Origin of the sequence: Ensifer adhaerens (assembly GCF_000697965.2) — a bacterium.
GTDB lineage: Bacteria > Pseudomonadota > Alphaproteobacteria > Rhizobiales > Rhizobiaceae > Ensifer > Ensifer adhaerens.
In genome coordinates this window covers 804,319-821,323 of sequence record NZ_CP015882.1, presented here as the reverse complement: position 1 = coordinate 821,323, position 17,005 = coordinate 804,319, and the positions used below count along the sequence as shown (strand labels likewise).

13 protein-coding genes are annotated in these 17,005 nt (G+C 62.1%); 6 read left to right on the top strand and 7 right to left on the bottom strand.

The window, feature by feature from the left end; genetic code table 11:
- Positions 1–483 precede the first annotated feature (483 nt).
- Positions 484–1,410 (top strand): transglutaminase-like cysteine peptidase, encoded by a 927-nt coding sequence (locus FA04_RS31435; protein ID WP_234798822.1) that lies wholly within the window; start codon positions 484–486, stop codon positions 1,408–1,410.
- A 60-nt stretch (positions 1,411–1,470) separates the two neighbouring features.
- Here the strand turns inward: FA04_RS31435 and FA04_RS31430 are convergent, their stop codons facing one another.
- The 6 genes from FA04_RS31430 to pdxR all read right to left on the bottom strand — a co-directional run bounded on the left by FA04_RS31430 (position 1,471) and on the right by pdxR (position 9,980).
- Positions 1,471–2,079 (bottom strand): ribbon-helix-helix domain-containing protein, encoded by a 609-nt coding sequence (locus FA04_RS31430; RefSeq protein ID WP_034794673.1) that lies wholly within the window; start codon positions 2,077–2,079, stop codon positions 1,471–1,473.
- A 3-nt stretch (positions 2,080–2,082) separates the two neighbouring features.
- Complete coding sequence (locus FA04_RS31425; RefSeq protein WP_034794676.1) at positions 2,083–3,363, bottom strand: HlyD family type I secretion periplasmic adaptor subunit; 1,281 nt, start codon at positions 3,361–3,363, stop codon at positions 2,083–2,085.
- 61 nt (positions 3,364–3,424) lie between these two features.
- The gene (locus FA04_RS31420) at positions 3,425–5,602 is read right to left on the bottom strand and encodes a type I secretion system permease/ATPase (protein ID WP_051659312.1); all 2,178 of its coding nucleotides are present in this window, start codon (positions 5,600–5,602) and stop codon (positions 3,425–3,427) included.
- A 34-nt stretch (positions 5,603–5,636) separates the two neighbouring features.
- Entirely contained in the window at positions 5,637–6,998 is a 1,362-nt protein-coding gene (locus FA04_RS31415; protein WP_082566420.1) for a TolC family outer membrane protein, read from the bottom strand.
- A gap of 448 nt (positions 6,999–7,446) precedes the next feature.
- Positions 7,447–8,208, bottom strand: coding sequence for a GGDEF domain-containing protein (locus FA04_RS31410; protein WP_034794682.1), 762 nt, complete (start codon positions 8,206–8,208; stop codon positions 7,447–7,449).
- Positions 8,209–8,489: 281 nt separating this feature from the next.
- The gene (gene pdxR / locus FA04_RS31405; RefSeq protein WP_034794685.1) at positions 8,490–9,980 is read right to left on the bottom strand and encodes a MocR-like pyridoxine biosynthesis transcription factor PdxR; all 1,491 of its coding nucleotides are present in this window, start codon (positions 9,978–9,980) and stop codon (positions 8,490–8,492) included.
- A gap of 109 nt (positions 9,981–10,089) precedes the next feature.
- On the opposite strand from pdxR, the gene FA04_RS31400 reads away from it, so the two are divergent.
- The 5 genes from FA04_RS31400 (at position 10,090) to FA04_RS31380 (ending at position 16,533) form a co-directional block, all read left to right on the top strand.
- Positions 10,090–11,322 carry a benzoate/H(+) symporter BenE family transporter gene (locus FA04_RS31400; RefSeq protein WP_034794687.1) on the top strand — a complete coding sequence of 411 codons (1,233 nt, stop codon included), beginning with the start codon at positions 10,090–10,092 and terminating at the stop codon, positions 11,320–11,322.
- Between the two features lie 378 nt (positions 11,323–11,700).
- Entirely contained in the window at positions 11,701–12,933 is a 1,233-nt protein-coding gene (locus tag FA04_RS31395; protein ID WP_034794689.1) for a metallochaperone AztD, read from the top strand.
- 252 nt (positions 12,934–13,185) lie between these two features.
- Positions 13,186–14,994 carry a protein-disulfide reductase DsbD gene (dsbD, locus tag FA04_RS31390; protein WP_034794691.1) on the top strand — a complete coding sequence of 603 codons (1,809 nt, stop codon included), beginning with the start codon at positions 13,186–13,188 and terminating at the stop codon, positions 14,992–14,994.
- On the top strand, positions 14,991–15,815 hold the full coding sequence (locus FA04_RS31385) for a TlpA disulfide reductase family protein (protein ID WP_034794693.1): 825 nt from the start codon (positions 14,991–14,993) through the stop codon (positions 15,813–15,815). Before dsbD ends, FA04_RS31385 begins: the two co-directional genes overlap by 4 nt.
- Positions 15,816–15,924: 109 nt before the next feature.
- Positions 15,925–16,533, top strand: a complete 609-nt coding sequence (locus FA04_RS31380) for a DsbA family protein (protein ID WP_034794695.1) — start codon at positions 15,925–15,927, stop codon at positions 16,531–16,533.
- Between the two features lie 228 nt (positions 16,534–16,761).
- On the opposite strand, the gene FA04_RS31375 is transcribed toward FA04_RS31380, so the two are convergent.
- Complete coding sequence (locus FA04_RS31375; protein ID WP_034794697.1) at positions 16,762–16,995, bottom strand: hypothetical protein; 234 nt, start codon at positions 16,993–16,995, stop codon at positions 16,762–16,764.
- Positions 16,996–17,005: the final 10 nt, after the last annotated feature.

Genomic DNA, 17,005 nt, shown 5'->3' with positions numbered 1-17,005 from the left:
ACCCCTCGACCTTTGCGGGCGACGAAAACATCAACCCTGCGAGAGCGCAATCGGCACTGAAGAGCCTCACCTAAAACAGCATACTATATTATGCTAATACCCAAAATTGGTGACGTTAGTACAAATTTAGTATTTCTGGTCATCGTTCGGAAACCAACCCTGCTTTTGGATCAGCGCCGCGATGCTGCCACGGCAAAACGTGCGTCATTCAATGACGTGGACGTCTATATCGCCAGGTGCCAGCGCAAGCCTTTTCCGAGACAGGCGAATGTGATCGGCCACCATCCTCATCAGCAAGGTCAGCAAGTCCACGGCGTCCCCGATATAGAAGTGGCTTGAGCCGAAAGAATACACAAGTATAAAATTTGAATAAAATTTTAGATAAAACGTATCTCTTCGAAAAACTCTAAATAATACATACCGCTTTACCGGCATTTTTCTTTTCGTTCGTACAGTGTCCTCAAGAAACCGAGAGACACGGCGATGAATAAGACGCATTGGAAGCACGGCAGGAAATACCTGAAGACTTCGGTCTTCGCGATCGGCCTTGCGTCGCTTTTCGCAACGACACCTACGCAGGCTGGCCAACCGGCCGTGCTCGGCCCCGGCCTGTTGCATCAGATGGTGAGCCTGGCAAGCCCGCTCGCCGCCATCGCAACGCAGACCATCGACACCTGGTCAAAGCAGGCTTCCGAAGCCCTCCGGCGCCAGAACGTGCAGCAAGTGGCGCTGGCGACCCGCCCTGATCTCCGGCCCCAGTCGTCCGCACAGTCGGAACCATCCGCCGTTTTCCACTCGGTTGCGTTCCGGGTGTCAGCGATCCCGGTCGCCCGCAAGTGGAAGACCGTCTACCCGGCAGTAGTGGCTGCGGACTTCAACGATTGCGCACAAAAGAGCGGTTGCGCAGCCCGCGACATTCTCGGCCAGGCGATCGAAAACGCTGATGGTCTTGCCTTTCGCCAGAAGATCAGCGGCATCAACCGGACTGTGAACCGGATCGTTCGCTACCAGCCGGACGCGGAAAACTACGGGGCCAAGGATTATTGGGCGACGCCGGACGAAATTCTTGCCCGAGGCAAGGGCGACTGCGAAGACTATGCCATTTTGAAGATGGCCGCGTTGAAGGCGGCGGGACTGCCGTCGGAGGCGATGTCGATCGTGGTTCTGCGTGACGTCAGGCGCAACCTATATCACGCGGTCCTCGCGATCACGACGAGCCAGGGCCACTTCATCCTCGATAACCTCAGCGACGAGGTGAAGCTCGATACCGCCTTGCCGAGCTATCAGCCGCTGTTTTCGGTCAGCGCCGAGCGTTCCTGGATCCACGGCATCAAGAGCACCGGCGACAAGGTCGCCTCCGCCGCACCGCTTGCCGACGTCATGCCCGGAGAAGGCATCGCCGTTCGCTGACTGTGCCCGCCAGGCTCGACTTGGCTGACGGCCTTGTGGTTAGCAGCGACCACTACTCAGTCAACCGAGAATGAAGCCGATGATCACGTCCTGATCCACGAGCGGGGCGAGTGCAGCATTGAGCTTGCCGCGCGTAACCTGCCCCTGCACCCCGATGGTGAAGCCCGCCGGCTGCGGCTCGCCCGGAGCCGCTTTCAAGCGCTGGACCAGATCGACGAACTGAACGTCGAACGAAAGCCTCAAGCCACGCGCCGCCTGCGGCTGCTGGGAGCGCAATACGCGCGTCTGAACGAAGGAGAGGAAGGCCGCGTTGTAGGCGACGATGTGCTTGCTGCCCGTGAGCGCAAAAGCTGGCGACGGGCTGGCGCGTACCTGGCTGGCGACGGCCGCCAGGCTGCCGCGCTTTCTGGCCGTCTCAAGCTGATCACGAAGGTGGCGGGTCGCGACATAGCGCAGACGTGCGGTCAGATTGCCGTCGCCTTCGAGTTCCCTTTCGCAGGACGCAACGATATCGGCAAGCCGACAGCCATTCCGTGCGGCAAGCTCGCCCAGACAGTGCCAGTAGATTTCCTCGAGCTTGATGCCGCGGCGTTGACCGCCGACGGTAACGACGCGGAACCGAAGCGCACTCATGTCCTCTTCATCTGCCAGAGGCGGCGTCTCGTTCATCGGTCAGCGCTCCCGCAGCGCTTCCTCGCGGGCCTTGTTGATCGGCTTCATCAGGTAGGCAAGAATCGTCTTCTTGCCGGTCATGATGTCGACCGAGGCAATCATGCCCGGCATGATCGCGTATTCGCGCCCGTCCTTCACGAGGGCGGCCATGTCGGTTTTGACGCGCACGAGATAGTAGGTCTCACCGTTGTTCTGGTCGACGAGGCTGTCAGCGCTGACGGTCTCGACAATTCCGCCGAGCCCCCCATAGATCGAGAAATCATAGGCAGAAATCTTGATCAGCGCCGCCTGTCCGGTGCGAACGAAGGCGACATCCCGCGGAGAAAGCCGCGCCTCGACAAGCAGCGTCTCCGACGTCGGAACGACGCCGCCGATCACCGCTCCGGGCGTCACATAGGCGCCGACGGTGTTGACATCGAGCGTATTGATGATGCCATCGACCGGCGAGCGAATGTCGGTATTGGCAACCCGGCTTGTGGCGCCGCGAATGGTCTCATCGATCACCGAAAGCTGCGAAAGCGCCTCGGTTTTTTCGGCCAGCGCCTCCTGCTTCAGTTGCAGCGAGAGCTCCGTCACCTGCAGCGACGCCTCCCTGAGCGCCGCCTCGAGTTTGCCGACCGATTCTTTCCAGAGTGCGAGCTGTCCTCTGGTGTCGGTCAGTTCCTTCTCGACCCGAAGCAGTTCGGTTTGCGCGACGAGCTTGCGCTTGCCCATCGGCGCGAGCAGCTCCTGCTCGCGCTCGGTCACCTGCATGCTCTCGCTCAGCCGGGTGATGTTGGCCTCCGCTTCCGCCAATTCCTGCTGGCGCTGTCCCTCACGGGCCTGCATCACCGACAGCTTGTTGTTGAAGTTTCCGGCCTTGGCCTGAAGCAACTGTTCCTCGTTGGCGCAGATTGCCGGGGCAACCTTGGCGATATCCTCGGGGCAGATGTACTTGCTGTCGTAGGCCCCGGTCTCCTCGAGTTCCAGCCGTGCGATCTGCGCCCGCAGCGAGCGGGCCTTGGCTTCGAGCTCGCCGAGCGACGAGCCGCTTGCCGTATCATCGAGGCGCAGGATCAGGTCGCCGCGGCGCACGACCTGGCCGGGCTGCACGGCGATCTCGCGCACGATACCGGGCTCGCTCGATTGAATGATCTGCGTTTTCGAGACGGGAATGACCTTGCCTTCGCCGCGGGCGATCTCGTCGACCTCGGCGATCGCCGCCCAGGCGACGAAGGAACTGATCAAAAGGCCGATCACCAACAGTCCAGCGCGCGCGGCCAGCGGCGGTTTCTCAGTCATCTCGGCGCCCTCCGAAACGCGGGGACCGGCATTGCTTCATCGTCATTTAGATAAGGGTGGATCATAGCCCCGCCCCTTCTGCCGGCCCGGCGGGACCGGAACGTCGCTGCAACTGCTCGATAACGGCAGCCTTCGGTCCGTCGGCGACGATGCGCCCTCGGTCGAGAACCAGCAGCCGGTCGACAAGGCTCAGCATGCTATGGCGGTGCGTTGAGATCAAAAGCGTGACGTCGCCGCTGAAGACATTGGAAAGCTTGTTGATCAACTCGCGCTCGCTGGCGAGGTCCATCGCACCGGATGGCTCGTCCAGAAACACCACCTTCGGCTTGCGCAGTAGCAGCCGGGCAATGGCGACCGCCTGGCGCTGTCCACCCGAAAGCTGGGAACCGCGTTCGCCGACCGGCATGTCATAACCACGCGGATGATGCGAGACGAACTCATCGACGCCGGCCAGTCTCGCTGCCGCAACCACCTCTTCGTCGCTGGCGGTCGGGTTCGCCATCAGCAGGTTTTCCTTGATGGTCCCGGAAAAGAGGTCGGAATTCTGCGACACGAACGAGACGGCCGAACGGACGACGGAGGGGTGTAGCTGCCGAATATCGACACCATCGAGCAGGATGCGTCCGGCGCTCGGCGCGTAGAGACCCGCCAGAAGGCGGCCGATTGTCGTCTTGCCCGAACCGATGCGGCCGATGATGCCGACGCGCTCGCCCGCTTTGATCGTGACGTTCATACCGCTGACCACCTTGTGGTCCGTTTGCGGGTAAGCAAAGTCGAGATTCGTAAAGGTGATGCTGCCGTTGCGGATCTCGCGGTTGACGAAGCCGATCGTGTCCGGTCGGTCCTCCGGCTGCTCCATCACGGCATTGAGGATCCGCAGCGACAGAATGGCCTGGCGCAGTCGCGCCAGCGTCATGGCGATCTGCCCGAGCGGCGCGACGGCGCGGCCGGAAAGCATGCTGGCAGCAATGATCGCGCCGGATGAAATCTTGCCCTCGGTAAATTCATAGGCGCCGGCAACGACGATGCAGACCGTGACCAGCTGCTGCACGAACTGCGTCGCATGCGAGGCCCAGGAGGAAATCTCCTTGATCTGCTCGGACGTGTTCGAGGAATGCTTGGCGAGCTCGTTCCAGCGGCGAAGCAACTGCTTTTCCGAGTGCAGCGTCTTCACCGTCTCGATCGCACTGATCGTTTCGACCAGCAGCGCCTGACGCTGGGCTGATTCATTCGACGCGGCGGCGACGCGGTTGCCGATCTTGTATTGCGCGACATAACCGATCAGGAGACTGAAGATGAAGGCGACCGCCGGGATAATGGCGATCCAGCCCGCCACCGCATAGACGGCTGCGATGAAGACGAAGACGAAAAGACTGTCGATGATCGTGCTGAGCGTGTTCGACGTGAAGAATTCCCGAACGAATTCGTACTGCATCGCCCGGTTGGCGTATTCGCCGGTCGAAGGCGGTCGCGACGCCATGGTCGCATGCAGGATCTTCTCGAACAGCATGTAGGAGAGTTTCAGGTCCGCCTTGCGGCCGGCATAGTCGATCAGCGCCGCACGCACAGTCTTCAAAAGGAAGTCGAAGAGAATGGCGGTGCTGATCCCGAGCGCCAGCACCCAGAGGGTCGCGATAGCCTTGTTCGGCAGGATGCGATCATAAACGTTCATCGTGAAGAGCGGGGCTGCAAGCGCCAGCACGTTGATGAAGAACGCGGCGACCGCGACCTGCACATAGGCCTGCCAGAACGGCTTGACCGTGGCGGTCAGCCAATGGCGGCGGTCGATGTTGCGCGCCTCGCCGACGCCGCGGCCAGTCGCGGTGTTGAGGTAGGTGGCCGAGAAAGACAAGGCGTAGGCGAGCCCGCCGACCTCAAGGTCGGACAGGGTGATCGGCATCTCGCGGGGCGCCGCCAGTCTGTTGGAGAGGCTTAGCGTGCCGTCGGGCGCCTCTTCCAGAAGCGCCATGGCACTGCCATCGCGAAAGACCAGCAGCAGAGGGTAGACGAAATCACGATTGCCGATCGCGCGCGCGGAAACGAGCTCCGTTTCCAGGCCGACCCGCTCGGCAATACGGGAGACGTCCTCGGCGCTCGGCAACCGAGGGTCGAAGGGCACGTCCGAATAGAGCACACTATCTGACGAGGGGCGGTTCAAGAAGATGCAAATCTCCTTGAACGCCTCGGAAAAGCCGGTCAGAGACGGGCCAATCTGCACATGCCTGTCAATGCCTTGCATTACCACCGGTTGTGTCCACCCTGACGAGGACTATTCATTTCTGCCGGATCGGCGCCAACAGGTCGAGCGGCAAGTCGTTCGTCTGGCGCGACGGCACACGACGATAGGTTTCCGTGGCCGGCGCATCCGGGACATTGAACTCATTGCGCGCATAGGCTTCCGCCTGCGCCGGCGCCTTGATCTTCATGGTCGGCAGCAGCTGGCCTGTTGCTGCCAGCAGCCGGTACTCGGCAAAAAGCGCGGCATACTGCGCGGTCTTTGCGAGAACGCTGACGTTGAAACGCGAATTCTGCGCGCCGAGCACGTCGAGCAGCGAACGCTGGCCGACCTTGAGCTGCTCGCGATAGGATTCGACGAGTTGCACGTTCATCTGCGCCTGCTGGTTCAGCGTGCGGGCGATGTCGTACTGGCTGCCGCGGCGCTCCCAGGAGATGCGCACGGCTTCCTCGACCTCGCGGTGCGCCTGATGGAAGACCAGGCGCTGTTCGCTTGCGCGGCGCATCTGCTCCTGCTCGTTGGCGACATCGATGCCGCCACGATAGAGATTCCACTTCGCGACGATCCGGCCCTGTGCGTCCCAGGTGTTGCCGGTCGAGCCGTCGATATCGTTGCCTGAGCGCACGCGGCCCTCGGCGAAGACTTCGGGCAGCATGTTCGAGCGTGCCGCCTTGACCTGCGAGTCCGCGACATTGATGTCGGAGTCGGCAGCCTTGATCCGCGGATTGTTGGTGCGCGCAATGCCGATCGCCGTCTCCAGTGTCTTCGGCAGCGCGCCGGCGACCGACTTCGGCATGGATGGATTGGTGAGGGGCTGTCCGACCAGGCGGTTGAAGCTGATCTTGACCGTATCGAAGGCCTCTTCCGCTTCCTGCAGGCGGGCCTTGGCCGCCAGCAGCCGTTCGCTTGCCTGCTGACGGTCTGCCTCGGTGAGAGCGCCGCCCGAAATCAACGAACTGATATCCGACAAGATCGACTGGTGCACGCCGACGTTCTTGCGCGCTTCCGCAACGATCTGCTGCTGGAGAATATATTCGAAATACTCGCGAACGATCTGCAAGCCGATCGTCTCGGAACGCTCCAGCACCCGGAAGGAGGCGCTATCGACGCGCGCTGCTTGACGCTCGAGTTCGGCGCGACGGCCACCACCATCAAAGAGCTTCTGCGTGATGGTCAGCCCGACGTCGGAAGGATAGAGCGGATCGTTCTCGATCGAGGCAAGGCGACGGCTGCTGTCTTCGAGGTGGCGCACACCAGTCGATGCTTCGACGTCGACGCTCGGCAGATAGAGACCGCGCGCCTGCCGCAGTTCGAATTCGATTGCCTCACGGTTTTCGATCGACTGACCGATTTCCGGATTCGATTCCATCGCAATCTGAAGCGCTTCCCTCAGCGTCATCGCTTCCGCAGCACCACCCGCAAACACCGTCGACGCGAGCAGAATAGAAAGCAGCCCGCCTCCAATAAATTTCCCCACTTTCAACTCTATCCCCCTCGCAATCAGTACGACATGCTGGTTAATCCAAACGTACGTCGCAACTGCCTTATTTATCGACAGATAATACAGAGGTAATATAAAGCAGGGACCAATTTTGGGGTGGTCCCTGATAGGCCCAAGCTTTCGCACGGCTATGTTGCAAAAATGGAACAACGGTGTTGCGCCAAAAGATTCCAGTAACCTATTGAATTGAAATAAGCTCCACGACAGTACTGCAGATGACAGGCAACCCTTTGCAACAGTGGGGCCCAGCGCAACACAACCCTAAAGCGACAAACGAACTGGCCCTCAGCCGCCGCGAGCGATCGTTGCATACGACTCCGGCACAAGCAACGTTATCGCCAGTCATTCACGCCGAAGGCAGGCGGACAAAATCGACAGGCCGGGTGCCCTCGCTGGCAACTATGACCGTCTCGGAGGCAGCTGCCCGGCGCAAGCGTTCCAGATCGACACTGCCATCGAACAAAGCTCCGCCGACGCTGAGTTCGAGGTCGACCTTGCTGCCATCGGCAGAGAAATGGGCGGACGACAGCGCCGTCGTCAGGCGGTTTGAGACATGTTCCGCATCCGTCTCCGTTGCGCCGACGAGCAGGACGTCGAAACTGGCTGGGCCCGTCCGGGCGACGATATCGTCGCGACGCACGGACGTGCTGATCGTCGAAGCGACGAATTGCAGCAGCTCCTCGCTCCAGGCCGGGCCGAAAGCAGCGCCGACGTCATCGAGATTGTTGATACGCAGATGAATGAGCGCGCCATGCAGCTCCTCGCCGGCGCTTTGGCGGCGGCGTTCGAGGCCATTGACCTGCTGTACGAGCCCGCGACCGGTCACGCAGCCCGTCGTGGCATCATGGGCGACAACATGATTGATCTGGTTGCGCAGGCGCTGCGCCCGGCGAAACTGCGTCGCTGCCACGACGATCAGTGGCACGCCCATCAGCAGGGAGATTAGCGCGGCACCGACCATGGCAGCCGCATAAGGCTGGTCGACCAGGGCGACCAGGCTGAGATAGACCAGGAGCTGGGCGAGCACGGCGAATCCAACAATGCCGCCGATGGCATATCGCGCGATCCGCCAATCTTTCTGCCCGTTGAACTGCACGTCTCTTTGCATGCCTCGCTCCCGATTCACGAATGACGATCGGTCTAGCGCGAGTTTATGGATTTTCCATTTCGATGGTACCTACAACTTTATGCAGTGCGCCGGTTCTCCGCAAAAAATGCACCAAAACGGGAATCGTTTTTCCGGCGTCTGCCCGGCGAGGTGCGACGTTCGGTTGCTTATCGCTGCTCGCCTATCTCGACGCCGTCAAGCGCAGCAGATCTCTCGACACCTGGTTCCAGCTCGTCATCCAGGACTGAATGGCGAGCCGTTGCGGGCGACGCTTGGACGACCTATGACGTCGCCGCGGCCCGGAAGGCACCAGCCAGCTTCCGCACCGCCCCCTCGATCTCGCTTGGCGTATAAGCGGCAAACCCCATGAGGAACCCGGGCTCGGGCTTGCCGCCGGCGTGAAGCGCGGACAATCCCATGATCTCGATCCCGACACGTCGTGCCGCATCGACGGCCGCGGCCTCCGAGATCGCACCTGTCAGCGCGCACGGCATCTGCAGGCCGCCATCGGGCACCCGCGCTTCAAGGAAATGCGGCAGATGTTTTATGACAAGCATCGCCAAAAGGTCGAGCCGGTCGGCGTAGATGCTGCGCATTGTGCGCACATGGGCGCCGAAATGCCCGCCTTCCATGAAGCGCGCGAGTGTCATTTGCGCCATCGGAGCGGAGTGCCCGTCAAGCAGAGTACGCGCGACGGTCATCGGCTTGACCAGCTCAGGCGGCAGAACTGCATAGCCGATCCGAAGCCCTGGAAAGAGCGATTTGGTGAAGGTGCCGATGTAGATCGTCCGGTCGTGCGGATCGAGGCCCTGAAGGCAGGCCGTTGGTTTGCCGGCATAGTGGAATTCGCTGTCGTAGTCGTCCTCGAGGATCCAGGACTGATGGCGGCTCGCCCATTCGATCAGCGCAAGGCGGCGATCGAGCGTCAGCGTGGCGCCGGCCGGGAACTGATGCGAGGGCGTCAGGAATACGGCCTTGACCTTGCGCGTCTCCGCCTTGATCTGGTTGACGGCGATGCCATGGCGGTCGACGCGGATGGGGACGCATTCGAGCCCCGCCGCATCGAACGCCTTGCGCGCGCCGTAATAGGCCGGATCCTCGATGAAGATGCGGTCACCGGGATCGAGCAGCATGTTTGCGCACAATGTCAGCGCCTGCTGCGAGCTGGTGAGGATCAGCACCCGTTCGGCCGTGGTACGGGCGCCGCGTTCTAGGTTCACATAGTCGGCAATGGCACGGCGCAGCTCCTCGATCCCTTGCGGGTCGCCGTGAAGCAGCGCCCTTCTGCCGGTTTCGCGCAAGACCTGCCGTCCGAGGCGCTCCCACAGCGCGAGCGGAAAAGTGCGCGTCTCCGGCACGCCATGGGCGAAGGGGCGGGGCAACAGCTGTTCACTGACGCCGCCGCTGCCGAACATGGCATTGCCCCGCCTGCTCAAAGCCGCTGCCTGGTTGGGCGACTGCGCGCGCCTTGGAGACAGGCGCCTGCCGGGTGCAAACTCCTTCACCTCGGCCACGAAACTGCCGCTCCCGACGCGACGGTCGATGAAGCCTTCGGCATGAAGCTGGCCATAGGCCGCTTCGATCGTATCGCGCGATACGCCGAGGGATTTGGCGAGCACGCGCGAAGCTGGAAGCGGCTTTCCCGGCCCAAGCGCACCGTCGAGGATCAACTGCCGGATCGCCCGCTGGATGCGCGCATGAAGCGGCATCCCAGCCTGGGCGGGCTGGGCAATCCATGCCTTCACGGACTCGAGTTGGGAATGCTTGAACAAATGGTCTGATCCTCTTCAGCGAAATGGATGGGCATATCGGGCCAATGACTGGCTATTTGTCAACGCGGCTTGCCAGTCCTCCCCGAAATTTCAGGAGCCCCGATAGATCATGTCATCACATGTTTTCCCGTCATCCCTTCGCTTCAACGACCTTGCCCATCCCATTGTCGCGGGTCTGATCTCCGTCATCGTCAACTATGGCGGCACCTTCATCCTGGTCTTTCAAGCCGCGAAAGTGGCTGGGCTCAGCCCCGAGTTGACGGCTTCCTGGGTCTGGTCGGTCTCGATCGGCGTGGGAATGACGGGGCTTTGGCTGAGCTGGCGCTATCGCGAGCCTATCATCACCGCCTGGTCGACGCCGGCCGCAGCCTTTCTCGTCACTGCGCTTGCGACCACGCCCTATGCCGAGGCCATCGGCGCCTACATGATCTCGGCTCTAGCCTTCGTCGCACTCGGGCTTTCGGGCTATTTCGAGAAGGTCATCCGGCTGATCCCGCCAGGCATCGCCGCGGGCCTGCTCGCCGGTATCCTGCTGCAGTTCGGCATCGGCGCGTTCGGCGGCGCAAGCGTCGATCCGTTGCTCGTCGGCCTGCTGATTGTCGCCTACGTCGTCCTGAAGCGCTTCTCCGCCCGCTATGCCGTGGTCGGCATCCTCGTTCTCGGGCTCCTGTTCCTGCTCGCGGAGGGCCGGGTCGACCTGTCGGGTCTGAAGTTGGAGTTCGCGGCGCCCATTTTCACCATGCCGTTGTTCTCGCTGAACGCGCTGCTTTCGGTCGCACTGCCGCTGTTTCTCATCACGCTGACCGGCCAATACATGCCGGGAATGCTGGTGCTGCGGAATGACGGCTTCAAGACCAGCGCCAACCCGATCGTGACGACGACTGGCTTCGGTTCGCTGATCATGGCGCCTTTCGGCTCGCACGCCTTCAATATCGCGGCAATCACGGCGGCGATCGCAACCGGCAAGGAGGCCCACGAAGACCCCTCCAGGCGCTGGATCGCGGGTATCGCCGCGGGCTTTTTCTACGTGCTCGTCGGCGTGTTCGGCGTTACGCTTGCGGCCGTGTTCATGGCGTTTCCTGCGACCTTCATCGCCACGCTAGCGGGCCTCGCCCTTCTCGGTACCATTGGTGGCAGCCTTGCTGCAGCAACAGCCGACCCGGCCTGCCGCGAAGCGGCGCTCATCACGTTCCTGGCCTCCGCCGCCAACATCAAGCTGCTCGGGATCGGCGGGGCCTTCTGGGGCCTGGTGATCGGCCTTCTCGCCTACATCGTTCTGAACGGCCGCCTACCGCAGCGTCGCGGGAGCAAGCTGCCCCTGAACGAAGGCACAGCGAAGTAGCAGGATGACCGGGTCCCGCCGCGTTTGGCGGCCTTCGTCGCTGATGAAGGCCCTATGGCGGGTTTTGGTCCATCTCGCCCAAAGCCCCCCAGCCCTGAAAATCGGCGAAGCCCACCAACGGAGAAACCGAGCATTTCAAAGGGTGGCGGCAACACATGCCGCCATCCGCCGCTCCAGGCGAAGTCGCGGAATGCCAATCGGTCCGTCAGGACCGAGCTTCACACTCCTTAACGCCAGCGAGCCACGTAGGCCGCCGTCGCGGGCCGCCTGTGACGGCTTCGTTGACGCATGTGCAAACGTCAGCTTGTTGCCGCTGGACAAGGCGAATGTAACGCTATAACACAACACATGTTACGTTATTACATTATAGGAGATTTCATGTCCCGCTCCGGTTTGCCCGCGCTTTTCGCCACCACCATTCTCGCGACCCTCGCCTTTCCGTTGACCTCTCATGCCGAGGAAGAACAGCAGCGCGAGACCTGGCGTTTGTTCATTGCCGACCACACCCAGCCCGTGGTCCGCGCCATCGATTTGGAAACGGACAAGGAAATCGGCCGTTTTGACCTTGAAGGCTACGCCGCCCTTTCCCTGAGCGACACCGGACGAACCGTCTTTGCCGTCCAGGGCGAACAGAACCTGATCCATGCCATCGACACCGGCATAGCGCTTTCCGATCACGGCGAGCACCGGGACATCGAGGTCAAGGAGCCGAGGCTGCTTGAGAAAACCATTCGCGGACAAAAGCCCGGCCACGTGGTTGCCCATGGTGACGATCTCGCCATCTTCTACGATCGCGGTGGCAAGTTCGATCTGCTTGGCGAAAGCGCGCTTCTGGACGGCAAGGCGGAGCTCAAGGCTTACGATACTACCGCCGCACACCATGGCGTCGCGGTTTCGACCGGCAACCATCTTCTCGTTTCGGTCCCGAACCTCGAAGCGACGGTAAAGGAAGGTGAGCTTCCTCCCCGCCTGGGCCTGCGTGTTCTCGACAAGGAGGGCAAGCAGGTCGGCGATGTCGCAACCTGCACGGGGCTCCACGGTGAAGCGACGTCCGCCCGCCTGGCCGCCTTCGGTTGCGCCGAGGGCGTCCTGGTCGCACGCCCAGGTGGGCTCGATGGCCCCAAGCTCGAGATGCTCGCCTATGGCGACAAGCTGCCGGAAGGCAAGGTATCCACACTGCTCGGCGGCACTTCTATGCAGTTCTTCCTTGGGAACTACGGAGAAGACAAGGTCGTACTGATCGACGCCGACGCGAAGGAACCCTACCGCCTCGTCGAACTGCCGCTGCGGCGGGTGGACTTCATCCTCGATCCAGCAAAGTCACGCAACGCCTATATCCTGACGGAGGACGGCAAGCTTCACCTCCTTGACGTCGTGGATGGCGTGATCACCAAATCGGAAATCGTCACGGAGCCCTACAGCAAAGATGGCCACTGGCGCGACGCAAGGCCCCGCCTCGCCGTCGCCGGCAATCACCTCGCCATCACTGATCCGCGCCAAAGCCTGGTACGCGTGATCGACACGGAAACACTGAAGGAGACCCGCACGATCGCGGTCGAGGGACAACCCTTCGCAATCGTCGCAGCCGGTGGGTCGGGCGCAACCCACTAGGGAACATAGGCAATGAAGTCTGGACGCCGGCCAAAGGGCCGGTGTCCATAAGCAGGTGAACCGGCAGCGCCGGTTGCCCCACCATCGTTCGGCCTTTACTTCCGGAATTACACCGAGAGCCAGCGCCAAGGTCCTAGCGGATTAACTTGCGCGGCCCGTTTCTATCCTTCGCCTTGGACAATCATTTTAAGGCTGCCTTAAGGTAGCGGCCTGATCGCTCCGCCCTCGATTGAAGACGAGGACGCAAGAACGATGCGGAAAGCAAGTCTGCTGGCGCTGGTTTGGGTTTTGATTGCGGCCATCCTGCCAGCCCGGGCGCTCGAGGCGCCCCTGCCGATGGACGAGGCCTTCGTACCTGGGATCGCCAGGCAAGACGACGGCCGGCTGGCGATCACATGGACGATTGCTGACGGCTACTATCTCTACAGGGACTTCCTGGCAGCAGAAGATGAGGGTAACCGGCCGATCACCCTGCAAACCGAACCGGGGACAGTCAAGGACGATCCGGGCTTCGGCACAACCGAGGTCTATTACCAAAAGGCTTCGGCCCGGATCGCGAATGCGCCTCCGCTCATTCGCCTCACCTATCAGGGCTGCCAGGATGGCGGGCTTTGTTATCCGCCGACAACGCGGACGATCGATACCGCCGCGATGACCATCAGCAAACCGGTCGGTGGTTTTGCCTTTGCGCCTGCCAAGGACGCACGGCCCGTGGAAGCGCCGGACACAGGTTTTTCCATCGCAGCTGACGGCGGAGAAACGGCGGTCGACCGGCTCATGACCGGTGGCGGGTTTGCGCTGCTTCTTGCAGGCTTCCTCGGCTTCGGACTGCTGCTCGCCTTCACGCCCTGCGTTTTCCCGATGTATCCGATCGTCGCGGCCATGCTCACGCGCGAGGGAGAGGGGCTGACGGCACGACGCGGTTTCATGCTCGCCTCCGCTTATGTGCTGGCCCTTGCGTCCGCCTTCGGTCTCCTTGGCATCGTGGCCGCTTGGTCGGGGCAAAACCTGCAGATCGTGATGCAATCGCCCGTCGCTGTCGGCGTGGTCGCGGCACTGTTCGTCCTGCTGGCGCTCTCCAGCTTCGGGCTCTTCCACATCAAGCTGCCGGCAGTGATCGGCAACCGCCTGAGCGGCGGCCGGCAGAAGGGCGGCTCGGTCGCCGCCGCCGCCCTGCTCGGTCTTTCCTCCGCCTTCCTCATCGGCCCCTGCGTAACCGCGCCGCTTGCCGGCGCCCTCCTCTACATCGCCCGGACCGGTGACATTGCGGTCGGCGCACTCGCCCTTTTCGCCCTTGGCCTTGGCAAGGGCATCCCGCTCATCATCATGGCGACAATCGGCGGCAAGGCGCTTCCACGCGCCGGCGCGTGGATGGAACGTGTCCGGCACGTCTTCGGCTTCGCATTCCTGGGAACGGCGATTTGGCTTGCGACGCCGCTTGTGCCGGAGCGCTTCGTCCTCCTGCCCTGGGCCGTGTTTTCCCTTGCCTTCGGCATCTACGCGGTCGCTCCCGACGGGCTGCGGTCCACAGGCGGCTACGGCGTACTGACGCGCTTGACCGCCGTCGTCTCGCTCATTTGGGGTAGTCTGCTGCTGGTGGGCTTCGGCCTTGGAGCCAGCGATCCGCTCACTCCGCTCGGCCCGCTCAAGAGGGCGGCGAGTGTTGACCAAACAGCCGCCATCCAGAAGTCGGATTTTGCCAAGGTCGGCTCGGCCGGCGCACTCTCCCGCCTTCTCGACACCGCAGCCTCCGGGAGGCAACCCACCCTCGTCTATGTCACCGCTGGCTGGTGCGTCACCTGCCGCACGATCGAGCGGTCCGTTCTGACAAAGCCTGATGTCGCGGCGAGCCTTGACGGGATCCGCTTGGTCAGCCTCGACGTCAGCACCCTCGATGCGGAGAATGGCGCACTGATGCGATCACTTGCCGTCGTTGGCCCGCCGACTATGATCTTCTTCAACCGCAGCAAAGAGGAGGCCCCCGGTACGCGCCTCGTCGGAGAAATCACGGCCGGCTCGCTTGCGGAGGCGGCACGGATGGCCAAGGGCAGCGCGCAATGAACGCCGTCGCAATAGGTCCCTTCGCTTTTTCCGCCGATCGCTTTTCGGTCATCGCCGGGTTGATCGTCTTCATGCTTGTCGGCTCGCTCCTTGCCGCCCGCATCCACAACCGGCTTGGCACCTTTACGACGGCTGCCACACTTTTCGGCGTTGTCGGCGCGCGCGCCGGGCATGTGCTCATCCATGCCGAGAGCTTCCTGCAGGAGCCGTTGCGAGTTCTCGCCATCTGGCAGGGCGGCTTTTCCCCGACGGGCGGATTCCTCGGTGTTTTCCTCGCCGCAGTGATGCTCTGGCGAAACGCACCGAAAGCCGCTCCTTGGGCGATCCTGCCGCTTGCGGCCGGCCTCTTCGTCTGGGTCGTCGCCACAACCCTCACCGATAGCGGCGCTGCACCCCGTGCCCCGGAAACGTCCTATGCCGTTCTCGCACGTAACGAGAGCCTCGCCATCGCCGAGCGCAAGGGCCGCCCGGCGGTTCTCAATCTCTGGGCAAGCTGGTGTCCGCCCTGCCGGCGGGAAATGCCGATGATGGCGGAGATGACCGAAAGGAATCCTGAGGTCGACTTTTTCTTCGCCAACCAGGGCGAAAGCCGCGCGGCGATAGAATCCTATCTGCGCCAAACAGGCGTCGACCTGGAAACCATCCTTCTCGACCCTTTCTCGGGCCTATCCCGGCACTACGGCGCGATCGGCCTTCCTGCCACACTTTTCATCAACCCGGACGGTACGCTCGCCGCCACCCATCTCGGCGAAATCTCCCGCGAGGCAATCGCCGAACGGCTCGCCGCCTTTGCATCTGAGGACAGGAAGCAGGCAGAATGACAGCCCCGGCCTTTCCGACTTTCCTCGTTTGCCTGCGCGGCATGATCCTCGAAATCGCCGCACGCGCCGTCGCTCTCGGCCCCAATCCATTCGCACAAGGAGAAATCTGATGTTCACCCGCAGAACCGTTCTGACGGCCACGGTCGCGACCGCCGCCGCCGTGCTTGTCGGAGGCCGATCATCCTTCGCCCAGCAATTGACCAAGGAGGAGGTGTTTTTCGACAAGGACGCGCCCGTCCTTGGCAATCCGAAGGGCGATGTCACCATCGTCGAGTTCTTCGACTATCAGTGCCCTTACTGCAAGAAAGTGCATCCGACGGTCGAGAAGGTGGTCAAGGCCGACGGCAACGTGCGGCTCGTGCTGAAGGACTGGCCGATCTTGGGCGAAGCCTCCGTCTTCGCCGCACAGGCAGTGCTTGGAGCCGCCCAGATCGGCAAATACCAGCCGGCGATGGAGGCGCTGATGAAAACCAAGGCGAGGCTGTCGCAGGACGACATCGAGAAGGCGCTGACCGGGGCGGGTCTTTCGATGAAGGAGCTGACCGCAGCCGTGAACACGCACAATGCCAAGATTTCCGGGCTGCTCGACCGCAACTACAGTCAGGCACTCGCCTTCAATTTCGCCGGCACGCCATCCTTCGTCATCGGTTCGGCGATCATTCCCGGCGTTCTGGATGAAAAAGGACTGAAGGACGCCATCGCCAAAGCGCGGAGTTGAAGCACGAACTTGGTGAGCTTACCGGACTGCCGCTTCGAAAGGCGGCCAGAGCCCATTTGCGCGCGACCTGACCGGTTGAAAGGGTCGCGCGCCGAGAGGTTCACCTTGGCAGCCAGCCGACGAGCGGAAACCGGGATCGCTCAGCCTGGTGAGCCACCGCAGTCCGACCAGGCAGGCACCCATTCGGCCACCCGACTGCGGCCTTTCTGGCATCATTGAACGACCTTGCTAGGCCGAGAATTTCACCGTTACGCCGCGCTGCCGAAAGTACGCCTGCATCAGCTTCCGTCCGGAACGGTTGTTTTGCACGAGCCTGGTCGGGTCGAATACGGCCTCTTTCAAACCTGCCCGCATCAATGCTGCCTTGAGGGTCGCGATATGAAGATCGATGTCGGCATTGTCTGCCTGCAGCGATGCGTAAATGCGATCTGTTGCCTCTGCTACGGTCGGTTCGCTCACTATACACTCCTGT